Below are 23,471 nucleotides of genomic sequence, written 5' to 3'. Positions count from 1 at the left end.
ACGTGTACGAGGGCATCGTCCAGGAACTGATCGACGAGCTCGGGCGCCTGCCCGGCATCGGCCCGAAGTCGGCGCAGCGCATCGCGTTCCACATCGTGCAGACCGAGCACTTCGACGTGAGCCGCCTCGCCGAGATCCTGCTCGAGGTGCGCGACAAGGTGCGGTTCTGCGAGATCTGCGGCAACGTGTCCGAGCAGCAGACGTGCTCGATCTGCCGCGATCCGCGACGCGACCCCAGCCTCATCTGCGTCGTCGAGGAGGCGAAGGACGTCGTCGCGATCGAGCGCACCCGTGAGTTCCGCGGGCTCTACCACGTGCTCGGCGGCGCGATCAGCCCCATCGACGGCATCGGGCCCGACGAGCTGCGCATCCGCCAGCTCATGCAGCGCCTCGCCGACGGCACGGTGAGCGAGGTCATCATCGCGACCGATCCGAACCTCGAGGGCGAGGCCACGGCGACCTACCTTAGTCGCCTGCTGACCACGCTCGAGATCCGGGTCACCCGCCTCGCGTCCGGCCTCCCGGTCGGCGGCGACCTCGAGTACGCCGACGAGGTCACGCTCGGCCGCGCCTTCGAGGGCCGTCGCACTGTCGGCTGAGCCCGCGCAAGCCCCCCCGGCGCGGTTGTGGATGTCGGAGGGTACGCGTAGAAACGGACGCATGGCGAGCAGAGGTGCGGAATGGGTCGCGGGATACGTCGCGGCATGGGAGTCGAACGATCCCGAGCAGATCGGGGCGCTGTTCACGGATGACGCGGCCTACCTGACCGCCCCCGACGCCGAGCCGCGGCGGGGTCGCGAGGCGATCGTGGCGGGCTGGCTCGAGGACCTCGACGAGCCCGGCACGTGGAGCTTCGACTGGCAGATCCTCGACGAGCACGACGACTTCGTCGTCGTGCAGGGACGCACCGCGTACCCGGCCGAGAAGGACTACCTGAACCTGTGGATCATCCGGCTGGCCGAAGATGGCCGCGCCACCGAGTACACCGAGTGGTACATGCCGCGCGCGCACAAGGACTGAGGGCGGCATCCGCCGGCGATCGCCGTCAGCGCAGCACCTCGATGAGCACGATCCACGAGTGGAGGATCGCCGACGCGATCGCGAGGATCGCACCCGCGGCGAAGAACCACAGCCCTGCGGCGACCGAGCCGGTCATGAGCAGCACGCTGCCGATGAGGTAACTGGTGATGGGCACCGTGCCGGCGACCGACTTCGCCATCCGCCGCACGGTCGCGAGCACCTGGTCGTGCATGATCGCACGAATGGCCCGCACCTCGAACGCCGCCGCGAGGCTCGCGCCCACGAACACCTCGAGGCCGTAGGCCCAGGCCGGCTGCCCGGGAGCCAACCCGAGCGCCGTGGCCGCGAGCGCCACGAGCAGCGTCGTGAGCGCCGTCGCCATGCGGACCGGAAGCGACCTCGAAGCCATGATCGCCTTGAGGTTCACCGACATCGCGACGATGAGCAGGCCTGCCAACGCCGCCGTGGCGCCGGCCATCGCCACGTTGAACTGCGACCAGTCCTCGGCGAGTTCGGACATGGCCGCACTCTACGCCGCGGCCCGACCCCGGGGCCACGGGTGACGCGGCATCCGCCCTACCGCAGCACCTCGACGAGCACGACCCACGAGAAGAGCAGGCCGGCGATGATGCTCAGCACCGAGCCGACCGCCATGGTGATGAGGCCCGCCTCGAGGACGCCTGCGATCACGAGCAACGAGCCCCCGGTGAAGGCGGCGATCGGCAGGATGCCGGCGATGCTCTTCAGGATCCGGTCGGTCGCGGAAACGTGGTCCTCGCGCGCGACGACCCGGATCGCGTGCCACTGGAAGATCGCGGCGAGCACCGTGGCGACGAGCACCTCGATGCCGTAGGCGATCGAAGGCTGCCCCGGCACGAGCCCGAAGGCGCCCGCGGTGAGTGCGAGCACGAGGGCGGCGATCGACGCCGCGGCGCGCGGCGGCAGGGTGGGCGACTTCATGATCTCGGCGATGTTCACCGACATCGCGACGATGAGGAGACCGGCCAGGGCGGCGGTCGCCCCGACCATCGCGACGTTGAAGTCCGACCACCCCTCGAGCGCCTCCGACATGCACGCATGCTACCGGCGCATCCCGCGGAACCGGGGAGGACGGCGGGGCTTCACGCAGCCGTCACATTGCCGGGGCCGCATACCGGCCGCCGTATGATGGACCTTCCGGCGCCGGGTGCACACCTCCCCGGCCGCAATCCACCTCGGGAGCGCCTACGTGAGCTTGATCGTGCAGAAGTTCGGCGGGTCGTCCGTCGCGGACGCGGAGAGCATCAAGCGGGTCGCGAAGCGCATCGTCGAGACGCGCAAGGCGGGCAACGACGTGGTCGTCGCGGTGTCCGCGATGGGCGACACGACCGACGAGCTGCTCGATCTCGCGCACGAGGTCACGCCCATCCCTGCGCCTCGCGAGCTCGACATGCTCCTCACCTCCGGCGAGCGCATCTCGATGGCGCTCCTCGCGATGGCGATCAAGAGCATGGGCCACGAGGCCCGATCGTTCACCGGCAGCCAGGCCGGCATGATCACGGATGCCACGCACGGCGCCGCGCGCATCGTCGAGGTCACCCCGGTGCGACTCCGCGAGGCGCTCGACGACGGCGCGGTCGTCATCGTCGCGGGCTTCCAGGGCTTCAGCCGCGAGTCCCGTGACATCACCACACTCGGACGCGGCGGCAGCGACACGACAGCCGTCGCGCTCGCCGCGGCGCTCGACGCCGACGTCTGCGAGATCTACACCGACGTCGACGGCGTGTTCACGTCCGATCCGCGCATCGTGAAGAAGGCGCGCAAGCTCGACAGGATCACCAGCGAGGAGATGCTCGAGCTCGCGTCATCTGGAGCCAAGGTCCTGCACATCAGGGCGGTCGAGTACGCCCGCCGCCACGGCGTCACCCTGCACGTGCGTTCGTCGTTCAACAACAGCGAGGGGACGATCGTCTACGACCCCTCGCGTCTTCCCGAAGGAGCAGCTGTGGAAGAGTCCGTCATCGCGGGTGTCGCGGTCGACCTGACCGAGGCGAAGATCACGGTCGTCGGCGTGCCCGACGTGCCCGGCGTCGCCGCCAAGATCTTCAAGATCGTCGCGAACACCAACGCCAACGTCGACATGATCGTGCAGAACGTCTCGGCCGCCTCCACCGGACGCACCGACATCTCGTTCACCCTCCCGAAGTCCGACGGCGAGCGCGCCCTCACGGCGCTCTCCAACGCGCAGGACGCGGTCGGCTTCACGTCGCTGCAGTACGACGACCAGATCGGCAAGCTCTCGCTCGTCGGCGCGGCCATGCGGTCGGCGACCGGCGTCTCGGCGCGGCTCTTCGAGGCGCTCTACGAAGCGGGCATCAACATCGAGATGATCTCGACGAGCGAGATCCGCATCTCCGTGGTGACGCGCGCCGACAGCGTCCACGCCGCCGCCCGTGCAGTGCACTCGGCGTTCGAGCTCGATGCCGAGGAAGATGCGGTCGTGCACGCCGGCACGGGCCGGTAGCACCCGCTCGCTCGGATCGACGCGGCATCCGTCGACTGCCGCACTTCGCGGAAAACCTGCCAGAGGCCTGCGGATCGACGTCATCGGGCGTCGCGCGACCCCCGCGTCGGGCACACTGGAATGAGGGCATCGCCCGGACGACCACGCGGAACCGCGTTCCGCGAGTGAGGAACAGACCATGGCTCAGGGAGTGAACATCGGCGTCGTCGGCGCCACCGGACAGGTCGGCGCCGTCGTGCGCCGCCTGCTCGAGGAGCGCGACTTCCCGGTCGCGTCGATCCGCTACTTCGCCTCGGCGCGCTCGGCCGGCACCACCCTGCCGTGGAAGGGCCAGGACATCGTCATCGAGGACGCCTCGACCGCCGACCCGACCGGTCTCGACATCGCCATCTTCTCGGCCGGCGCGACCACCTCGAAGGCGCAGGCGCCCCGCTTCGCCGCCGCCGGCGTCACGGTCATCGACAACTCGAGCGGCTGGCGCATGGACCCCGACGTTCCGCTCGTCGTCAGCGAGGTCAACCCGCACGCCATCGACGAGGCGAAGAAGGGCATCATCGCCAACCCGAACTGCACGACGATGGCGGCCATGCCCGTGCTGAAGGTGCTGCACGATGAGGCCGGCCTCGAGCGCCTCATGGTCTCGACGTACCAGGCCGTGTCGGGTGCGGGGCTCGCGGGCGGCGAGGAGCTGCTCGAGCAGGCCCGCGCGGCCGTCGCGCAGGACGCCATCGCCCTCGTGCACGACGGCAGCGCCGTGGAGTTCCCCGAGGCCCAGAAGTTCCCGCGCACGATCGCGTTCGACGTGATCCCGCTCGCCGGCTCGATCGTCGACGACGGCGACCTCGAGACCGACGAGGAGAAGAAGCTCCGCAACGAGAGCCGCAAGATCCTCGAGCTGCCGGGCCTGCGCGTCGCGGGCACCTGCGTCCGCGTCCCGGTGTTCACGGGCCACTCGCTCTCGATCCACGCCGAGTTCGCCAACGCGATCACCCCCGAGCGCGCCACCGAGCTGCTCGCGGATGCCCCGGGCGTCGCGCTCTCCGACGTGCCCACGCCGCTGCAGGCCGCCGGCACCGACCCGAGCTACGTCGGCCGCATCCGCCAGGACCAGTCGGCGCCCGAGGGCAAGGGCCTCGTGCTCTTCGTCTCGAACGACAACCTGCGCAAGGGCGCCGCGCTCAACGCCGTGCAGATCGCGGAGCTCGTCGCCGCGAAGCTGCCGGTCGCGGTCTAGGAGCCGCCGGGAGCGGTGTTCCGCCGAGGGGTCGGGCGCGGCGCGGCGACCGTGGTCGTCGCGGTCGGATGCCTCGTGCTCGTCGCGTGCGGGATGCCGGTGACGTCCGCGCCCGGGCAGGCGGCCGCGCCGTCGCCCGGCCAGGTGGTCGTCGCGTACTACGGCGACTCCTACACGCGGGGGACCGGCGCGAGCTCGCCCGAACGCCGCTGGTCGACGATCGTCGCGCGGGAGCGCGGCTGGTGGGAGTTCAACCCGAGCATCGACGGCCTCGGATACGTGAACAACCGCGAGCTCGTCGGGGGCGACGATCTCGTCGAGCAGATCGTCCAGCATGAGCCGGCGCCCGACGTCGTGATCGTGACGATGGGCCTCAACGACAACTTCTCGATGCCCGCACGCGACGACGAGATCGAGGCCGCGATCGACGCCGACCTGCGTCGGTTCCGCGACGAACTGCCCGACGCGCGCCTCGTGGTCGTCGAGCCGTTCTGGCACACCGACGAGCGGCCGGATTCGGTGGAGCAGGTCATCGGTTGGGTCGAGGCGGCGGCCGCCGACGTCGACGCCGAGTACATCGCAGGTGCCTCGCGCTGGCTGGAGGGGCATCCGGAGTGGATGGCGGCCGACGGCATCCACCCGAACGACGACGGCTACGCCGAGGTCGCGCGCCGCATGGACGAGGAGCTCGAGCGGCTCGGGCTCTGAGGCATCCGTCGCCTACTCTTCCCGGAGGGCCGCCACCACGTCGATCTCGACGAGGATGTTCGCGAGGCGCGAGCCGACGGTCGTGCGCACCGGGTAGGGCTCGGTGAAGAACTCGGCGTAGGCCTCGTTGTACTCGGCGAAGTCGGCGAGGTCCTCGAGGTGAGCGGTCACCTTCACGACGTCGTCGAAGTCGAGCCCGTACTCGGCGAGCACGGCGCCGATGTTGCGCAGCACCTGCCGCGTCTGCTCCGCGACGCCGCCCTCGACGACCTGGCCGGTCGCCGGGTCCTGCGGGCCGAAGCCCGCGGTGAAGAGGAAGCCGTTGGCGACCACGCCGTGGCTGTAGGGCCCGGCGGGCTTCGGCGCGTTCGAGAGGGTGACGGCGGTCTTGGACATGGTTCCTCCGGTTCGGTGGGTGGTGGGGTGGTCGATGGTCGGTGGTCGGATGCCGCGGGCCGATGCGGTGCGATCGCGCTCAGCCGAGCTCCCGCGAGATGCGCTCCGACGTCTCGCGCAGGGCGGGGAGGAACGTCTTCAGCCGATCGACGTCGGCGACGACGCGGATCGCGGTGACCGAGACGGCCCCCACGACGCCGAGCGGGCTGCGGATCGGCACCGCGATGCAGTTCACGTAGGGCTCGAACTCGCGGTCGTCGACGGCCCAGCCACGCGCCGAGACGGCGGCGAGCTCGCGTTCGAGGGCCCCTCGAGTCGTGATCGTGTGCTCGGTGAATCGCCGCCAGGCGACGCCGTCGAGCACGGCATCGCGCCCGGCCGTGTCGAGGCCCGCCAGGATCGCCTTCCCCACCGCCGAGCAGTACGGGATGACCGCCTTGCCGATGCGCGAGTACATGCGCACGCCCGATTCGTCCTCGGCCTTGTCCACGTAGACGATCGAGCGGTCCATGAGCGCCGCGAGGTGCACGGTGTTGCCCGTCAGCCGCTGCAGCCGCCGCACGTGCTCGGCACCCGCCTCGCGCAGGTCGAGCGAGTCGAGCGCCTCCTTCGAGAGCGCCGCGAGCCGGGTGCCGAGCGTGTAGCGGCCGTTGCCGCGACGGCGCACCCAGCCGACCTCCTCGAGCGCCTGCAGCTCGCGGAACATCGTCGACCGGTGCAGGCCGAACGCCTCGGCGAGCTCCGCGACCGTGCGCGGATCGGCGGCGATCGCGTCGATGATGCGCGCCGCGCGGATGACGCTCTGCGACATGTCAGGCTCCCGTCGAGGTGGATCGGGCGGCTGAGCGGTCCGCGGCCGCCCGGGCGGCCGACCGGGCGGGTCGGCCGTCGGTCGTCGAACCCCGGGTGCCGCGACGGATGCCGCGGCCGGGCGTCGCTCCGGTGAGCGCGCCGCCCGCCAGCACGGGCACGCCCGCGACGAGCACGTCCTCGATCCCCTCCGCGAGGGCGAGCGGCTCGTCGTAGGTCGCGCGATCGCGTACGCGGTCGGGATCGACGAGCACGAGGTCGGCCGTCCACCCGGCGCGGATGCGCCCGCGGAGCCCGAGACCGAACCGGTCGGCCGCTCGCGTGGAGACGAGGGCCGCGGCATCCGGCCAGTCGAGCGCCTGCTCCTGGAGCACGAGCAAGCGGAGGTACCGGGCGAACGTGCCCCGCGCGCGCGGATGCGGGTGGCCGCCGACGAAGATGCCGTCGGAGCCGCCGATCGCGCGCGGGTGCGCGAGGATCGACGCGAGCTCCGCGGGGGAGCGCTCGTGCCGCACCGCCATGACGACGTTCACCTCGAGGCGCGAGGCGGCGAGCACGTCGAGCGCGAAGCTCGCCGGGTCGGTTCCGGCCGCCCGGGCGGCGTCGCCGAGCGTCCGGCCGAGCGCCCACGCGTGCTCGGGCGACGCGACGTGGGCGAGCGTGAGCATGCCCGGCCAGTCGGGGCCGAGGCTCGGGTAGTCGACGATCGAGGGGAACCAGTCGTCGAGCAGCCGCTGCCGCTCCGCGGGATCGCGGAGCGCTCCGAGGACCTCGTCGACGGGTCGCACGGTGAGGCTCGCCGGCAGGATCGGCATCGCGAGGATGGAGCACCCGCGCGTGTACGGGTACGCGTCGAAGGTCGCATCGACGCCGGATGCCGCGAGCCCGTCGAGCAGGTCGTGCACGATCGGCGGCTCGGCGTGGAAGTGCGACACGTGCACCGGCACGCCCGTGCGCCGGGCGATCTCGGCCACCTCGGCGATGCCCGCCGCCGAGTTCGCCTCGTAGCCGCCGCGCATGTGGGACACGTACACGCCGCCCGCGGCGGCGACCGGCTCGGCGAGGGCGACGAGCTCGTCGGTGCCGGCGAAGATCCCGGGCACGTAGTCGAGTCCCGTCGAGAGGCCGAGCGCGCCGTCGGCGAGGCCGTCGGCCACGAGGGCGCGCATCCGGCCGAGCTCGGCGGGCGACGCGGCATCCGTCGAACGGCCGCAGGCCACGTGCCGCACGGTGCCCGCCGGCACGAGGACGCCCGCGTTGAGTGCGGTCGCGCCGTCGTAGCTCGCGAGCAGGTCGCGGATGCCGCCGCCGCGCCATGCGGGATGCGGCCCGTTGATCGCGGCGAAGTACTCGCTGGCGTAGGCGCCGTCTCCGGGCGCGTACGAGACGCCGTCCTGTCCGCCGATGACGGTCGTGACGCCCTGGCGCAGGAGCGCGAGCTGCACGGAGGCGTCGAACAGGCGGCCGTCGGCATGCGCGTGCGCGTCGACGAAGCCGGGCAGCAGCATCCGCCCGTCGCCCGCGAGGACCGCGTCGACCGACTCGGGCGAGGTCGTGCCGCGCGCCTCGACCCGCTGGACGACCTCGTCGTCGACGACGACGTCGAGCGGCTCGGCGGAACCGCCCTCGCCCACGCCCACGCCGGCGCCGTCGCCGTCGCCGTCGACGACGATGACGTCGCGGATGAGGAGCGTCATGCGGGCACCGGCCTCAGAAGAACGTGCGCACGAGGTCGACGACGCGCGTGCTGCCGGCGCCCTCGACGACGGGGAGCCAGCGGCGCTTGTCGAACGCCGTGCACGGGTGCGACAGGCCGAGCGACACGACGTCGCCGATCGCGAGGGGCAGCGGCGCGGTCGAGCGCAGGAACGCGTGCTGGTCGTTGAGTGCGGTGACGGATGCCCCGACGAGCGGCTCCTCGGGACCGCCGAGGTCAGCCGCGCGCCCGAACGGCACGGGCATCCCCTCGTCGTACGGGAAGTCTCGCTTGCCGCCGTCGAGCAGCGCGAGCCCGGGCTCGGGGTGGGAGACCACACGGGCGTACCCGCGCATCGCGGGCACGAGCGTCGGTCCGTGCGAGTGGTTCCGCATCGCGTCGAGCGGCGAGATGCCGTGGTAGAAGCCGTCGTCGTGCAGGAGCGAGGCGCCCGAGCGGAGGATCCAGCGCGTGCGACGGCCGGCCGCGGCATCCGCCTCGATCGCCGGCTCGAAGACGTCGGCGACGTGGTCGAGGTAGGCGCTGCCGCCCGCCGAGACGATGAGCGGCTCCTCGTCGCCCGCGATGGCGCGCACCGTGTCGTGCAGCTCCAGCAGGTCGGACAGGTAGTCGCGCACGGCCACGAGCGCGTGCCCCGTGCGGTCGTGCCCGAGGCTGCCCTCGTAGCCCGCGACCCCCGCGAGGCGCAGCACGGGCGACTCGGTGACGCGCCGGGCGAGCGCCTCGGCGTCGTCGAGCGTGCGGGCGCCGGTTCGGCCGCCGTGCGCACCGAGCTCGACGAGCACGTCGATGGGGCGCGTGAGCTCGGCATCCGTCGCCGAGAGTCCGCGCTCCATGGCCTCGACGGTCTCGATCGAGTCGACCCACGAGCGGAACGCGAAGTTCGGGTCGGCGAGCTCGGCCGCGATGAACGCGAGCGCCCGCGGCGCGACGAGCGCGTTGGCGAGCATGATGCTCGCGACGCCGAACGAGCGGGCCGTGCGCACCTGCCCGGGCGTCGCGAGCGTCAGGCCCGTGGCGCCCGCGTCGAGCTGCAGCCACCAGAGCGCGGGCGCCATGGTGGTCTTGCCGTGCGGCATGAGCTCCATGCCGTGCGCCGTCGACCAGGCCTGGATCGTGGCGGCGTTGTGCGCGAGCGCGTCGGCGTTGAGCACGGTGAGCGGCGTCCAGAACTCGTCGAGGGTCGGGCCGGTCGCGAGGAACTCGCGCACCGTGAGGCCGGCGGCCCGCTCGGGCAGGGCGGTATCGCTCGTCGCGAGCACCTCATCGGCGAGCTCGTCGATCGGGGGTGACGTCAGTGGCATCCCGGGTCCTCCCGGTTCAGGTGCGAATGTCGGCATGTTGCAGATGCTGCAACGCGCTTGCGTGGAATCTGCACACTCGTCAGCATAGGGGTCGTGACCACGCTCGCTGAAGTGCTCGCCGTCGGAGAGACCATGGCGCTCGTCGCGCCCGCCGCGGCGGAGCCGCTCGAATCGGCCGGCGACTTCCGCATCGACGCCGGGGGTGCCGAGGCCAACGTCGCCTCGCACCTCGCCGCGCTCGGTCGTCGGGCCGCTTGGGCCGGCGCGGTCGGCGACGACGCCCTCGGCCGTCGGCTCGTGCACCAGGTCGCCGAGCGCGGCGTCGACACGAGCCGGGTGGTGTTCGATCGCAGTTCGCCCACCGGCGTCTACTTCAAGGACCCGGGCGCCGGCGTGCACTACTACCGTCGCGGCTCGGCCGCCTCGCGGCTCGGGCCCGCCTTCGCCGCGGAGCTCGGGCTCGACGGCGTGCGCGCGCTGCACCTCAGCGGCATCACGCCGGCGCTCTCGCCGTCGTGCGACGCGCTCGTCGACGCGCTCGTCGATGCCGCCCGCGCCGCCGGCGTCACGGTGAGCTTCGACGTGAACCACCGCGCGGCGCTCTGGTCATCGACGGATGCCGCGGCGCGCCGCCTGCGCGCCCTCGCCGCCAGGGCCGACGTCGTGTTCGTCGGGCGCGACGAGGCCGAGGCGCTGTGGAATGCCGCCACCGCCGAGGAGGTGCGCGCGCAGTTGCCCGAGCCCGCCCACCTCGTCGTGAAGGACGGCGCCGTCGGTGCGACGGAGTTCCACGCCGACGGTGCCGAGCACGTGCCCGCGCTCGCGGTCGAGCTCGTCGAGGCCGTCGGCGCCGGCGACGCGTTCGCGGCCGGGTGGCTCGACGCCTGGCTCGGCGGTGCGCCCGCGGCGGAGCGCCTGCGCGCCGGACACGAGCGCGCAGTGCTCGTGCTCGCCGACACCGCCGACTTCCCGAGGCCGGACTCCGAGCCGGTCGCCCCCTGCAGGAGGAACGACGTGACCGCACTCCGGAACGACGCGTTCGACGAGCTCCTCGCCGGCCGGCCGCTCATGGCCATCTTCCGCGGCCTCGGCGTCGAGCGCAGCCTCGAGCTCGCCCGCCGCGCCTGGGACCTCGGCATCGACGCGGTGGAGCTGCCGATCCAGTCCGACGACGACGTCGAGGCGCTCGCCGCGGTCGTCGCGGCCGGGCGCGCCGAGGGGCGCGCGGTGGGGGCGGGCACCGTGGTGACGACCCGGCACGTGGAGCTCGCGGCATCCGCCGGCGCCGCGTTCACGGTCAGTCCCGGATTCGACCCCGACGTCGTCCGCGCGTCGATCGCGGCCGGCCTGCCGCCGCTGCCCGGCGTCGCGACCGCGAGCGAGGTGCAGGCGGCCATGGCGCTCGGGCTCACGTGGCTGAAGGCGTTCCCGGCGTCGCTCCTCGGGCCGGCCTGGTTCCGCGCCATGGCGGGGCCGTTCCCCGGTGCCCGGTTCGTGGCGACCGGAGGGATGGACGCGACGAACGCCGGCGCGTACCTCGACGCGGGCGTGCGCACGGTCGCGGTGGGGTCGGCGCTCGAGGATCCCGAGCAGCTTCCCGCGCTCGCGCGGCTCCTCGGCCGCTGAGCGCACCCGCGCTCGACCGAGGCCGTCCGACGCGGGCGCTCCGAGCCGCCGTCTCGAGGTCGCAGCGACCCTCCCGTCACCGCCCGAGGTCGCGCCGCGCCGCCACGTCCTGGTGGGCGAGCCGCCGCAGGGCGAGGAGCACGGGCTCGTAGAGCGCGGTGCCGAGCACCGTGTACTCGACCGCCGCGTGCGGCTCCTGCGGCATCCGCTCGAGGTCGAACGCGGCGATGTCGTGCAGGCTGCGACCGTACCCGAGCAGCCGGTCCTCGCTGATCGGCATCCCGGCCGCCTCGGCCGCCGCGAGCGCCGTCTCGAGCTGCGCGACCGCGGCGAACCGCGGGTCGTACACCTGGCCGAGCGACTCGAGGGCGGCACGGGCCCGCGGGTACGGGTCGGGGTCGTCGTCGGATGCCGCGTCGACCGCCGGCGGCAGGGCGCTCACCGCGCGCCCGAGCGTGGCGTAGAGGTCGTCGCCGGGGTCGTCGACGAGGCCGAGGATCGTGCGCGCCTGCCCGACGCTGAGCCCGACGGGCCCCGTGAGGGCGCGGATCAGCCGGAGCCGCCGCACGTGCGACGCGTCGTAGCTCGCCTGCGTCGCCGAGGTCGCGACGCCGGGGTGCAGGAGCCCCTCGCGCAGGTAGAACTTCACGGTCGCGACGGGCAGGCCCGCTTCGGCGGCGAGGGCGGAGATGCGCATCCGGACTCCTTGCATTGGATAGTGCCACTCTCTAGTATTGGAGAGTATCACTATCCAATCATCCTCCTCGAGTCGGAAGGACCCCGCCATGCCGTCGGCGAACGACCTCATCCTCATCGGCATCCTGCTGCTCGCGCTCGTCACCGTCGAGAGCGGCGGCTACTTCCTCACCCGCGTCGTACGCGGGCACGCACCGGCGAACCGGTTGCAGATGAGCTTCTTCCGGGCGGGCCACGCACACGCCGCCGTGCTGCTCGTGCTGTCGATCGCGATCCTCGCGGTCATCTCGTACGCCGCCCTCGACGGGTTCTGGATGCAGCTCGCGCGCCTCGGCGTGCCGATCGCCGCGATCCTCATGCCCGCGGGCTTCTTCCTGTCGGTGCTCGGGAAGGATCCCGAGCGTCCGAACCGCCTGATCTGGCTGCTCTGGGCCGGCGTCGTGTCGCTCACGGCCGCGCTCATCACGGCCGGAGTCGGGCTGATCGCCGGGGGCGTCGCGGCACTCTGAGCGGCGCCGGTCGCGGCATCCGGATGCCCCGACCGGCGCCCGTCGCGACGAGGCGGTGCTCGGACGGCGTTTACCGCACGATCGCCCCGCGGTCAAGAGGACGCCGCCGGGCCATTTAGACTGGAAATCGTGACTTCTGAGGAAACCGTCGACGTCGTGCTCATCGGCGGGGGCATCATGAGCGCGACGCTCGGCTCCCTGATCTCCCAGTTGCAGCCCGACTGGAGCATCCGCGTCTACGAGCGACTCGGCGAGGTCGCGCAGGAGTCGTCGAACGCGTGGAACAACGCCGGCACCGGCCATGCGGCGCTCTGCGAGCTCAACTACATGCCCGAGGCGGAGGACGGCAGCGTCGACCCGGCGAAGGCCATCCAGATCAACGAGCAGTTCCAGGTGAGCCGCCAGTACTGGTCGTACCTCGTGTCGATCGGCGCGCTGCCCGACCCCGAGCGGTTCATCAACCCGACGCCGCACATGACGTTCGTCAAGGGCAAGGCGAACGTCGAGTACCTGCGCAAGCGCTACGACGCGCTGAAGGACCACCCGCTGTTCTCCGACATGGAGTACACCGAGGACCTCGAGCGCATCGCCGAGTGGACGCCGCTCATCGCCAAGAAGCGCAACCCGAAGCAGCGCGTCGCCGCGACCCGCTCCGCCTCGGGCACCGACGTCGATTTCGGCGCGCTCACGAAGTTCCTGTTCCAGGACATGGAGCGTCGCGGCGCCTCCGTGCAGACCAACCACCAGGTCACGTGGCTCAAGCGCCGGAAGGACGGGATGTGGCACCTGCGCGTGCGCCACACCGTCGGCCAGACGCCGAAGGCCGTGAACGCCCGCTTCGTGTTCGTCGGCGCGGGCGGCGGCGCGCTCGCGCTGCTGCAGCACTCGGGCATCACGGAGATCGAGGGCTACGGCGGCTTCCCGATCTCGGGCCAGTTCCTGCGCACGACCAACCCGAAGGTCGTCGCCCAGCACCAGGCGAAGGTCTACGGCAAGGCCGCCGTGGGCGCCCCGCCGATGTCGGTGCCGCACCTCGACACGCGCATCGTCGACGGCGAGGCCGCGCTGCTGTTCGGTCCCTACGCGGGCTTCACGCCGAAGTTCCTGAAGTCGAGCACGTGGTTCGACCTGCCGTTCTCGGTGCGGCTGCACAACCTCGGCCCCATGCTCCAGGTGGGCATGCGCAACTTCGACCTCGTGAAGTACCTCGTCTCCGAGCTGCTCGCGTCGCGCAAGAAGAAGCTCGCCGCGCTGCGGGAGTTCATGCCCACGGCGAAGGACGCCGACTGGGAGCTCATCACGGCGGGCCAGCGCGTGCAGGTCATGAAGAAGGACCCGAAGAAGGGCGGGGTGCTGCAGTTCGGCACCGAGGTGATCACGGGCGGCGACGGCACCATCGCCGGCCTGCTCGGCGCGTCCCCGGGTGCGTCGACGGCGGCCCCGATCATGCTCGACGTGCTCGCCCGCTGCTTCCCCGACCGCATCGCGGCGTGGGAGCCGAAGCTCCGCGAGATGATCCCGAGCGCCGGGCGGCAGCTGTCGACCGACCCGGCCGAGGCCGAGGCGTCGCTCGCCGAGACCGCGAAGGTGCTCGAGCTCACGGCGTAGCTCGGGCATGCATGGCGCGCCTCGCGGGCGCGCCGGAATCCCGTTGTGCCGCCGGAATCCCCGCCATTCGGGATTCCAGCGCGCGAGCGGGATGCCACCGCGCATCGATGCGGCCGTGCCGCGTGCTTGGCGCGCCCCGTCGGCGTCTGCTATCGTCGACCCCGCTATGAAGTGAGCACATCCCATCGTCCCGCGCCTGAGGCGCCGTTGACGTCGGGTGTGCACCTTCCACTGATCGCGACAGTGTCGCGTGCACCCTTCGTGATGGCGAATGCCCGGCGGGATCCTCCATTTCCGCTCCCGGGTCGACGCCCGCGCCCGCCGTGCCGCGCGCGTCGCCCGGTGCACCGTCAGCGACCCCGCCGTCAGGCGTGCCGGTCGTCGACCCGGGAGCCTTCGCGAACGGACGTTTCCGCATGGCTGTACATCTCTCCCATTCCCTTCACCTGCGCGCCGACGGCCTGTCGGCCGCCTACGGCGGTCGACGTGTCTTCGCCGACCTCTCGTTCTCGGTCGCAGCCGGTCGACGCATCGGCCTGATCGGCGAGAACGGCGCCGGCAAGTCCACGCTGCTGCGCCTGCTCGCCGGCATCGAGGGCGCCGCGGATGCCGCGCCGGGCGCCCTCGGCGACGCCGACGTGTCGGGGCGCCTCACGCGCCCGGTGCGCACCGGTTTCCTCGAACAGGTGCTGCCGTTCCGGCCCGAGGATCGCGTCGGCGACGTGCTCGAGGCGGCCGCCGCCGAGGTGCGGGCGATCGAGCGCGAGCTCGATGCCGCCGCCGCGGCACTCGCCCACGACGACGACGCCGGCGCGGCATCCGCCCGCTACGTGGCGGCCCTGGACGATGCCGAGCGCGCCGACGTGTGGTCGCTGGACACGCGACGCGACGAGCTGCTCGACGGCCTCCGGTTGGGTGCGATCGGCCTCGACCGGCGACTCGACGAGGTCTCGGGCGGGCAGCGCAGCCGCTTCGCCCTCGCGGCGCTGCTGCTCGCGGCGCCCGACGCGCTGCTGCTCGACGAGCCCACCAACCACCTCGACGACGACGCCGCGTCGTTCCTCGAGGATCGCCTGCGAGCGTGGCGCGGCCCGGTGCTGTTCGCCAGCCACGACCGGGAGTTCCTCGACCGGGTGGCGACGGGCCTGCTCGACCTCGATCCGGGCCGATCCGGAGCCCTCGCGCTGGCCGGTGCGGGCGGCGCCCCGGCGGGGGCCTCGCGCGACGAGGTGCTCGCGGCATCCGGCGGCACCGTCTTCGGCGGCGGGTTCAGCCAGTACCTCACCGTGAAGGCCGACGAGCTCGAGCGCTGGCGACGGCAGTACGACGACGAGCAGGAGGAGCTTCGGCGCCTGCGCGGCTCGGCCGTCGACTCGGCGCGCCACGTCGCGCACGGCCGGGCCGCCACCGACAACGACAAGTTCCTGAAGCACTTCAAGCGCGGCAACGTCGAGCAGGCGGTGTTGCGCCGCGTCAGGAACGCCGAGCAGCGGCTCGAGACGCTCGAGCGCGAGCAGGTGCGCAAGCCCCCGTCGCCGCTCGAGTTCGCCGGCATCCCGTCGGGATCGCACGCCCTCGAGGACGCGTCGGGGCTGCTGCTGCAGCTCTCGGACGTCGTGGTCGAGGGCCGGCTCGAACTCGACGCGCTGCAGGTCGCGCCGCTCACGCGGCTCCTCGTCACGGGTGCGATCGGGGCGGGCAAGTCGACGCTCCTGGGCGTGCTCGCGGGCGACCGTCCGGTCGACCGGGGCACGGTCCATCGACGCCGCGGCCTGCGCGTCCAGCTCCTCGAGCAGGACGTGCGCTTCGCCGATCCGGATGCCGCGCCACGCCGTCTCTACGAGCGCGTGCTCGGCGAGCGGCGGGCCGAGCAGGTGCCGCTGTCGAGCCTCGCGCTCATCGCCCCGCGCGACGAGTCCCGGCCGATCGGCTCGCTCTCGGTGGGGCAGCAGCGTCGGCTCGCGCTCGCGCTGGTGATCGCCCGGCCGCCGCACGTGTTCCTGCTCGACGAGCCGACGAACCACCTGTCGCTCGGGCTCGCGACCGATCTCGAGGAGGCGCTCGGCACCTACCCCGGCGCCGTCGTGATCGCGAGCCACGACCGCTGGCTGCGCCGGCGTTGGGCGGGGGAGCGGCTCGAGCTCGTCGCCGGTCGCGCGGTGCCGGTCGCGGCCTGACGGGCGACGGATGCCGCGGCGGGTCACGGCTCGCCGCGGCATCCGCTTGCCTCTGATTCGAACATGTGTTCGAATATCGGTATGCGGTGGAGCGGCCAGGAACTCGGCGTCGAGCAGGCCGGCACCCTCCCGGGGCTGGCGAAGCTGAACAACCTCGTGCGCTCGGTGCAGACGCCCGAGTTCGCCGGGGTGACCTTCCACGAGGTGCTCGCGAAGTCGGCGCTCAACAAGGTGCCGGGACCGTCGCCCATGCCCTTCGGGTGGACGATCAATCCGTATCGGGGATGCTCCCATGCATGCCTCTATTGCCTGCACCCCGACACGGTGATCACGATGGCCGACGGTCGTGAGAAGCTCCTCCGTCACGTCGAGATCGGCGACGAGGTGCTGGGCACGCGGAAAGCCGGACGCTACCGTCGCTTCGCCCCGGCCAAGGTCGTGGCCAAGTGGGCCACGAAGAAGCCGGCGTTTCGCGTCTCACTGGCTGACGGCACGGTCCTGATCGCGAGCGGTGACCACCGGTTCCTGACCGATCGCGGCTGGAAGCACGTGACCGGCACGATGTCGGGAGCCGGACAGCGACCGTACCTCACCACGGGGAATCGACTGATGGGGTTCGGGCGGGCCGGGATCGACGCGCAGGTCTCGACGTCGTCCGTCGACTATGCGACCGGCTACCTCACCGGCATGATCCGCGGCGACGGTCTCCTGTTCCGCGGCGAGTACACGCGGGCGAACGGCGGCCCGTCGACGATCCATCAGTTCCGGCTCGCACTCGCGGACGACGAGGCGCTCACGAGGACGCGCACGTACCTCGAGCAGATCGGAATCCCGACCGCCACGTTCTCCTTCGCCCGCGCGCACGAGGGGCGACGTGCGATGACCGCGATCAGGACCGCACGACGGGCACACTTCGAGCAGATCACCGCACTGATCGAGTGGCCGTCCGACCCCTCCGATGCATGGGTCGCCGGGTATCTCGGCGGGATCTTCGACGCGGAAGGTTCGTGCAGCCGCGGCATCCTACGGATCTCCAACAAGGACGACGGCGTGCTCACAGCGATCGAGCGATGCCTCGACCGATTCGAACTGCCGTTCGCCAGGGAGCCGGAGAGACCCAACGGGGTCTCGACCATCCGGCTCGTCGGCGGCCTTCCGAAGCGCAATGCCTTCTTCGCGATCGCCCAACCCGCCATCACGCGAAAGCTCGCTCTGGCTGGAACCGCCGTGAAGACGGTGGCAGACCTTCGAGTGACGGCGATCGAACCGCTCGGCGAGACGCTGGACCTGATCGACATCACCACGACGACCGGCGACTTCATCGCCAACGGAGTGGTCAGCCACAACTGCTTCGCCCGGCCGACGCACACGTACCTCGACCTCGACGCCGGCGACGACTTCGACCGTCAGATCATCGTGAAGGTGAACGTGGCCGACGTGCTCCGCCCCGAGCTCGCGCGTCCGTCGTGGCGGCACGAGCCCGTCGCCCTCGGCACGAACACCGATCCGTACCAGCGCGCCGAGGGCCGCTACGCGTTGATGCCCGGCATCATCGAGGCGCTCACGACGAGCGGTACGCCCTTCAGCATCCTCACCAAGGGCACCCTGCTGCGGCGCGACCTGCCGCTGCTGGCGGATGCCGCGACGCACGTGCCCGTCGACCTCGCGATGTCGATCGCCGTCTACGACCACGAGCTGCAGCAGTCGGTCGAACCCGGGACGCCGTCGACGAAGGCGCGGCTCGCGACGGTGACGGCGGTGCGCGAGGCGGGACTCGACTGCACCGTGTTCATGATGCCGATCCTCCCGTACCTCACCGACACGCGCGCCCACCTCGATGAGGCGCTGCGCCAGGCCAAGGCGGCCGGGGCGACGGCCGTCATCTACGGGGCCCTGCACCTGAAGCCCGGTGTCAAGCCGTGGTTCATGCAGTGGCTCGAGCGCGAGCATCCCGACCTCGTGCCGAAGTACCGCTCGATGTACTACGGCAACGTGACCTACGCGCCGAAGGACTACCGGCGGTGGCTGGGCGAGCGGATGCGTCCGCTGATCAGGGCCCACGGCCTCCAACGCGGGCGTGAGGACGTGGTCACCGGGGGCGTGCGATCCTCGGGCGCGGGCACGCCGAAGGCGGCGCCGCCGTTCGACGTGCTCGCCCCGTCGCTCGATCCCGCCGCCCTGTTCTGAGGGTCGGAGGCGGCTGTGTCCACGTCGCGACGCCGTCGTCCAGCACGGGAGCCACTGCCCGCACGACTGCGCCGAGCGCGCGGGAACTGGGATAATCCGCAGAAGGCCGCCGCGAGAACCCGATCGCAGCGTCCCGAGCGGAGGACTTCGATGACGTTGGGGTTGCCGGGCCACCTCGCGCGTGATTCGCTCAGTCGCGCGCTCGCCCACGCCGGCCATTGCGCCGCCTGGGTGTGCCTCGGCCTCGGCGTCGTCGTCGGAGCCATCGGCGCGACCGTCGGCGGCGACTCCGTGGGCTGGACCGGCGCCGCGCTGTGCGCCCTCATGGCGCTGACCCTCCTCCTCGTCGCACGCCGCCCGACGGTGACGTGGACCCTGCTCTACCTCGTCGTCGGCACCGGCACGGTTCTCGCGCTCACGGTCATCGTCATGGACCCGGCCTACCGGTTCGAGACCACGAACAACGTCATCCTCGCGCTGCCGCGGGTCGCCCTCGTGCTCGTCGGCGGCGCGGGCGCGGGGTCGGTGCTCGGCATCACGTGGGCCGCGCTCGGCTACGGGCTCGGCGAGGCCGCGGCCTTCCTCGGCGCGGCGCTCGCCGGTGGCGCCTGGTCGCCCAACGTCGCCGCGGCCACCGCGTTCGGCATCGTCGTCGTCGTGCGGACGTTCGACGGCGTCAGCCGACGCTCCGACTCCCGGCGCGAGACCGGCCTGCATCGTGCGAGCCAGCAGACGCGCGAGCTCGCGATCCGGCACGACTACGAGCTCCGTGCCACCGCTCGCCTGCACGACACCGCCCTCAGCCACCTCGTGGCGATCGCCGCGGCGGGCTCGGGCCCCGTCGACGAACGGCTGCGCGACGGCATCCGCCAGGACCTCGGCCTCATCGTCGGGCGCGACTGGGCGATCGACCACGGCCACGGCCCGGGCGCAGGCGACCGGGCGGGGGTCGCGCGACGCACGGATGCCGCGGGCGGCCCCGACGGAGAGGGAGCGGGCACCGACGACGCGCCGACCCTCGAGCACGCGTTCGCCGCCGCCGCGAACGCCGGCCTCGACGTGCGAATGACCGGCGACCTCGCGGTGCTCGGCCTGCTCGGTCGATCGCGCGCCGCCGCGCTCGACGCCGCCGTGGCCCAGTGCCTCATCAACGTCGCACGCCACGCCGACGTCGACGAGGCCGAACTCGCGATCGGCTACGGCGGCGGCGAGGTCACCGTGGCCGTCATGGACAGCGGCGTGGGCTTCGACGAGAGCGAGGTGCCCGAGGACCGCATCGGCCTGCGCACCTCGATCCGGGCGCGCATCGAGCAGGAGGGCGGCGCGGTGCGGCTCTGGTCGACGAAGGGCATCGGCACCACGATCGTGCTCACGGTGCCGGAGGGCGGCGAATGAGCCGGATGCGCCTCACCCAGCAGGAGGCCGACCCCATCGGCGGCATCACGGCCGCGCCCATCGTCGCGATCGGCGCGGTGCTCGCGTTCGCGGCGTCGATCCTGCTCACCGTCGCCCACTGGCACGAGGTCGGCTCCCCGCTCGCGGCCGTGCTCGGCATCCTCCTCGTCGGCATGGCAGGGCTCACGGCGGCGATCTCGGCGGCACCGCAGTTCGCCCCGTTCACGGCCGACCGGCTGTGGCTCGTCGTCGCATTGGCGGTGGGCGCCGCGATCGCCGAGTACGTCTCGACGATCGGCGCCGACCGCTACCTCTACGACGACTACGGGCCGATCGTCATCGGCATGCTCATCCTCTCGGTCGCCCCGTACTGCACGTGGACCTCGCTCCTGCTCGCCGGGGCCCTCTCGGCGGCCGTGCTGTCGATCCTGGTGGTCGGCTCGGCGACGGCGACGATGAACACGGTGCCGATCGGCGCGCTCATCGCCGTGAACTCGGCGGCGGTGCTCGCGTTGTCGGCCGCCGCAGCCGGCTACTCGTACGCCATCGTCGACGAGACCCTCGCATGGCAGCGCGAAGCGAATCGAGCGGCGCTCCGACGCGACGCCGAGCTCCGGGCGGGCATCGCCCGCTCGGTGCAGCAGAGCCGGATCTCGGTGCTCGGACGCGAGGTGCTGCCGTTCCTCGCGGGCGTGATGACCGCCGATCGCATCACGGTGGCCGACGCCGATCGTGCCCGCGAGCTCGCGGAGGCCCTGCGCCGGGCGCTCAAGGCGGGCATCGAGGCGACCTGGCTCGACGACCTCGCCGCGACCGTCCGGGCGTCGCGCGACATCCCGGTCATCGTCGACGATCCCGAGGGTGCCGCCGCCGACCTCGACGACGACCAGCGCTCGGCCCTGACCGCGCTCATCTCGTGGCTCGGCGAGGGCGGGCGGTCGTCCGCGATCCGCGTGTCGGTGGCCGTCGACCCGCGCCGGCGTCGCATCGGCGTCGTGGCCGAGCCGGGCGCGGATCCGCCCAGCCGCCGCGACCTCGACCGGTTCGCCGCCGTCGCCCGGGCGGTGTCGATGCGAGCGGAAGTCGACGTGACGCGAGAGAATGTCAGCGTGGAGTTGAGTCATGTCATCGAGTGAGCCCGCCAGCACGACCGTTCCGAGCGAGCCCGCTCCGGGTTCGCCCGTGCGTCTCGCGCTCCTCGACGACCACGGCCTCATCGTCGACAGCCTCGCCAGCTGGTTCACCGACAACGCCCCCGACTTCACCGTGGTGCTCCGCGCCACCAACTGGATGGACCTCATCCGCAGCCCCGAGTTCCCGGTCGACCTCGTGCTCATGGACCTCCAGCTCGCCGACAACGTGTCGATCGAGTCCCGCATCCGCGCCTGCCGTGCGGCCGGCGCGAAGGTGCTCGTGGTCAGCGCGCTCGACGACGAGGCATCCCGCGAGCGCTGCATCTCGGCGGGCGCTGCCGGCTTCGTCTCGAAGACGCTGCCCGCCGGGGAGCTCGCGGAGCTGGCCCGCCGGGTGGCGCGCGGGGAGCGGCTGCGGCGCGGGTCGTCGGGGCGGGCGGTCGACGCGACCGAGTCCGCGATGACCGAGGACACCGACTCCGCGCACCTCAGCCCTGCCGAGGAGCGGGCGCTGCGGCTGTACGCCCAGGGCTACAGCACGGTCGAGGTCGCCGAGCGCATGGACGTCGGCTACGAGACCGCGAAGACCTACCTGCGGCGCGTCCGCGAGAAGTACGCTCGCGCCGGCCGGCCCGCGAGTCGCAAGTCCGAGCTGATCCGCCGTGCGGCGGAGGACGGACTGCTCGAGTAGATGGCGAAGCTCTACTTCCGCTATGGGGCGATGAACTCCGGCAAGTCGACGGCGTTGCTCCAGGCGGCCTTCAACTACGAGGAGCGCGGCCACCGGGTGCTGCTGGCGAAGCCGGCGATCGACACCAAGGGCGACCGCGACATCGTGTCGCGACTCGGCGTGGTGCGCGAGGTCGACTTCACCATCGAGCCTGACGCCGACGTGCTCGACGCGTTCCAGCACCACCGCACGCACGTGATCGAGGAGCACGGCCGCGACGTCAGCTGCCTCCTCGTCGACGAGGCGCAGTTCCTCACGTCCGACCAGGTCGACGACCTGCTGCGCATCGCGCTCATGGACGACATCCCCGTGCTGGCGTACGGCATCCGCACCGACTTCCAGACGGTCGCCTTCCCGGGCAGCCGCCGCCTCCTCGAGATCGCGCACAGCCTCGAGGAGCTGAAGACCATCTGCCGCTGCGGCCGCAAGGCCATCTTCAACGCTCGCCGCGTGGGTGGCCGGTTCGTCTTCGACGGCGACCAGGTCGCGATCGACGGCGAGGAGGTCGCCTACGAATCGCTCTGCGGGGTCTGCTACCTCGAGGAGAGCGGCGGCGTGCTGAACGGCCGTCACTGAGCGTGGCGTCATGACCGACGTCGCCAAGCGGATGCCCCGACGCGTCGACGGCGTCGACGCCGCCCGCGGGCTGGCGCTCATCGGCATGTTCGTGGCGCACGTCGCCCCGGCGGTCGAGTCGCTGCAGGCGGCGGAGTTCATCGCCCTCACCGACGAGCGGCCGCGCCTGCTCTTCGCGTTGACGGCCGGCATCGGACTCGGGTTCATCTCGGGCGGGACGCGCCCGATCGTCGACGGCCGGCCCGAGCTGCGCCGCCAGATCGCCATCCGGTCGGTGATCCTGATCGGGCTCGGCTTCGTGATCTGGGCCACGCTGAGCCCGCTCGTGTTCATCATCCTCGACGTCTACGGCGTCGCGTTCCTCGTCATGCTGCCGCTGCTGTTCATCCGGCCCGGCGCCGCGCTCGGCCTGGGCGCGGGCCTGCTCGCGGTGACGCCCGCGCTCGCCGAGCTCGGCGCGCGCACGGAGTTCGTCGCACAGGTGCGCGACACCCCGTTCAAGTTCCTCTCTGACTGGGTCGTCGGCGGCGCGTACCCGGTGATCGTCTGGGTGCCCGTGATGCTCATCGGCCTCGCCCTCGCGCGCATGGACCTCGCCTCGCCGCGCGTCGTGGGCCTCGTCGCGCTCGGCGGCACGGCGGCGGCATCCGTCTTCCTTCCGCTCTCGACGCTGCTGCCGGCCCCCGAGGTCGTGGCCGAGGCGGGATGGTCGGTGCCGCTGCGCGCGTCGCTGGAGACGCTCGGCAACACGGGGGTGGGCCTGATCGTGGTCGCAGCGATGCTCACGCTGCTCGAGCTGGCGCGACCCGGAGTGCGCCGAGTCGCCGGAACGCTCCTGTCCCCGGTGGTCGCGATGGGCTTCATGCCGCTCAGCGTCTACACGATCCACCTCGTGGTGATCTCGCTGGCCAAGCGCCGCGAGAACGGATTCCTGACCGACGATTCATGGCTCCTGCTCCTCGGGCTGGTGATCGGATCGATGGTGTTCGCGTGGCTCTGGCGGCGGTATCTCGGGCGTGGTCCGCTCGAGCGAGCCCTCCGCTGGGCGAGCGGTCGCGACCGCGCCGAGGTCGAGGAGTCCCCACTTCGGGGGTGACTTCCGAATCGGTCCTCCCTTTGGGGGACCGAGCGGGTAATCTGAG

22 protein-coding genes are annotated in these 23,471 nt (G+C 72.1%); 15 read left to right on the top strand and 7 right to left on the bottom strand.

What is annotated here, in order from left to right:
- Window positions 1–2 precede the first annotated feature (2 nt).
- Window positions 3–599 (top strand): recombination mediator RecR, encoded by a 597-nt coding sequence (gene recR, locus FYC51_RS02585; protein ID WP_148732119.1) that lies wholly within the window; start codon window positions 3–5, stop codon window positions 597–599.
- Between the two features lie 61 nt (window positions 600–660).
- The gene (locus FYC51_RS02580; RefSeq protein WP_148732118.1) at window positions 661–1,020 is read left to right on the top strand and encodes a nuclear transport factor 2 family protein; all 360 of its coding nucleotides are present in this window, start codon (window positions 661–663) and stop codon (window positions 1,018–1,020) included.
- A gap of 25 nt (window positions 1,021–1,045) precedes the next feature.
- On the opposite strand, the gene FYC51_RS02575 is transcribed toward FYC51_RS02580, so the two are convergent.
- Window positions 1,046–1,540, bottom strand: a complete 495-nt coding sequence (locus FYC51_RS02575; protein WP_148732117.1) for a hypothetical protein — start codon at window positions 1,538–1,540, stop codon at window positions 1,046–1,048.
- Between the two features lie 56 nt (window positions 1,541–1,596).
- Window positions 1,597–2,091, bottom strand: coding sequence for a hypothetical protein (locus FYC51_RS02570; protein WP_148732116.1), 495 nt, complete (start codon window positions 2,089–2,091; stop codon window positions 1,597–1,599).
- A gap of 157 nt (window positions 2,092–2,248) precedes the next feature.
- Here FYC51_RS02570 and FYC51_RS02565 point away from each other — a divergent pair, with 157 nt between their 5' ends.
- From FYC51_RS02565 to FYC51_RS02555, 3 genes are all read left to right on the top strand, one after another.
- The gene (locus tag FYC51_RS02565; protein ID WP_148732115.1) at window positions 2,249–3,523 is read left to right on the top strand and encodes an aspartate kinase; all 1,275 of its coding nucleotides are present in this window, start codon (window positions 2,249–2,251) and stop codon (window positions 3,521–3,523) included.
- Window positions 3,524–3,701: 178 nt separating this feature from the next.
- Window positions 3,702–4,757: an aspartate-semialdehyde dehydrogenase gene (locus FYC51_RS02560; protein WP_148732114.1), complete on the top strand. Its 1,056-nt coding sequence runs from the start codon at window positions 3,702–3,704 to the stop codon at window positions 4,755–4,757.
- 15 nt (window positions 4,758–4,772) lie between these two features.
- Window positions 4,773–5,465, top strand: coding sequence for an SGNH/GDSL hydrolase family protein (locus FYC51_RS02555; protein ID WP_238476178.1), 693 nt, complete (start codon window positions 4,773–4,775; stop codon window positions 5,463–5,465).
- A gap of 12 nt (window positions 5,466–5,477) precedes the next feature.
- On the opposite strand, the gene FYC51_RS02550 is transcribed toward FYC51_RS02555, so the two are convergent.
- From FYC51_RS02550 to FYC51_RS02535, 4 genes are all read right to left on the bottom strand, one after another.
- Window positions 5,478–5,861, bottom strand: coding sequence for a RidA family protein (locus FYC51_RS02550; protein WP_148732113.1), 384 nt, complete (start codon window positions 5,859–5,861; stop codon window positions 5,478–5,480).
- Window positions 5,862–5,940: 79 nt separating this feature from the next.
- On the bottom strand, window positions 5,941–6,672 hold the full coding sequence (locus tag FYC51_RS02545; protein WP_148732112.1) for an IclR family transcriptional regulator: 732 nt from the start codon (window positions 6,670–6,672) through the stop codon (window positions 5,941–5,943).
- 1 nt (window position 6,673) lies between these two features.
- The gene (locus tag FYC51_RS02540) at window positions 6,674–8,368 is read right to left on the bottom strand and encodes an N-acyl-D-amino-acid deacylase family protein (protein WP_187432457.1); all 1,695 of its coding nucleotides are present in this window, start codon (window positions 8,366–8,368) and stop codon (window positions 6,674–6,676) included.
- A gap of 13 nt (window positions 8,369–8,381) precedes the next feature.
- Window positions 8,382–9,692 carry an alanine racemase gene (locus tag FYC51_RS02535; RefSeq protein ID WP_148732111.1) on the bottom strand — a complete coding sequence of 437 codons (1,311 nt, stop codon included), beginning with the start codon at window positions 9,690–9,692 and terminating at the stop codon, window positions 8,382–8,384.
- A 93-nt stretch (window positions 9,693–9,785) separates the two neighbouring features.
- Here FYC51_RS02535 and FYC51_RS19520 point away from each other — a divergent pair, with 93 nt between their 5' ends.
- Window positions 9,786–11,318 (top strand): PfkB family carbohydrate kinase, encoded by a 1,533-nt coding sequence (locus FYC51_RS19520; RefSeq protein WP_238476177.1) that lies wholly within the window; start codon window positions 9,786–9,788, stop codon window positions 11,316–11,318.
- A 76-nt stretch (window positions 11,319–11,394) separates the two neighbouring features.
- On the opposite strand, the gene FYC51_RS02520 is transcribed toward FYC51_RS19520, so the two are convergent.
- Window positions 11,395–12,015: a MerR family transcriptional regulator gene (locus FYC51_RS02520; RefSeq protein ID WP_148732110.1), complete on the bottom strand. Its 621-nt coding sequence runs from the start codon at window positions 12,013–12,015 to the stop codon at window positions 11,395–11,397.
- A gap of 88 nt (window positions 12,016–12,103) precedes the next feature.
- Here FYC51_RS02520 and FYC51_RS02515 point away from each other — a divergent pair, with 88 nt between their 5' ends.
- From FYC51_RS02515 to FYC51_RS02480, 9 genes are all read left to right on the top strand, one after another.
- Entirely contained in the window at window positions 12,104–12,523 is a 420-nt protein-coding gene (locus FYC51_RS02515; protein WP_148732109.1) for a hypothetical protein, read from the top strand.
- 129 nt (window positions 12,524–12,652) lie between these two features.
- Window positions 12,653–14,131 (top strand): malate:quinone oxidoreductase, encoded by a 1,479-nt coding sequence (locus FYC51_RS02510; RefSeq protein WP_274379475.1) that lies wholly within the window; start codon window positions 12,653–12,655, stop codon window positions 14,129–14,131.
- Window positions 14,132–14,547: 416 nt separating this feature from the next.
- Window positions 14,548–16,308: an ATP-binding cassette domain-containing protein gene (locus FYC51_RS02505; protein WP_148732107.1), complete on the top strand. Its 1,761-nt coding sequence runs from the start codon at window positions 14,548–14,550 to the stop codon at window positions 16,306–16,308.
- An 81-nt stretch (window positions 16,309–16,389) separates the two neighbouring features.
- Window positions 16,390–18,495 carry an intein-containing Rv2578c family radical SAM protein gene (locus FYC51_RS02500; RefSeq protein ID WP_148732106.1) on the top strand — a complete coding sequence of 702 codons (2,106 nt, stop codon included), beginning with the start codon at window positions 16,390–16,392 and terminating at the stop codon, window positions 18,493–18,495.
- 150 nt (window positions 18,496–18,645) lie between these two features.
- On the top strand, window positions 18,646–19,890 hold the full coding sequence (locus FYC51_RS19095; protein ID WP_187432456.1) for a sensor histidine kinase: 1,245 nt from the start codon (window positions 18,646–18,648) through the stop codon (window positions 19,888–19,890).
- A 5-nt stretch (window positions 19,891–19,895) separates the two neighbouring features.
- Window positions 19,896–21,026, top strand: a complete 1,131-nt coding sequence (locus tag FYC51_RS19090; RefSeq protein ID WP_187432455.1) for a hypothetical protein — start codon at window positions 19,896–19,898, stop codon at window positions 21,024–21,026.
- Entirely contained in the window at window positions 21,013–21,714 is a 702-nt protein-coding gene (locus FYC51_RS02490; protein ID WP_148732104.1) for a response regulator transcription factor, read from the top strand. Before FYC51_RS19090 ends, FYC51_RS02490 begins: the two co-directional genes overlap by 14 nt.
- Window positions 21,715–22,329 carry a thymidine kinase gene (locus tag FYC51_RS02485; protein ID WP_148732103.1) on the top strand — a complete coding sequence of 205 codons (615 nt, stop codon included), beginning with the start codon at window positions 21,715–21,717 and terminating at the stop codon, window positions 22,327–22,329.
- Window positions 22,330–22,339: 10 nt separating this feature from the next.
- Window positions 22,340–23,425 (top strand): heparan-alpha-glucosaminide N-acetyltransferase domain-containing protein, encoded by a 1,086-nt coding sequence (locus tag FYC51_RS02480; RefSeq protein ID WP_148732102.1) that lies wholly within the window; start codon window positions 22,340–22,342, stop codon window positions 23,423–23,425.
- Window positions 23,426–23,471: the final 46 nt, after the last annotated feature.

The organism is Agromyces mariniharenae (assembly GCF_008122505.1).
In the GTDB taxonomy this organism is placed as follows: domain Bacteria; phylum Actinomycetota; class Actinomycetes; order Actinomycetales; family Microbacteriaceae; genus Agromyces; species Agromyces mariniharenae.
The sequence above is the reverse complement of the archived record's forward strand: the minus strand, read 5'-3'. Positions and strand labels throughout refer to the sequence as shown.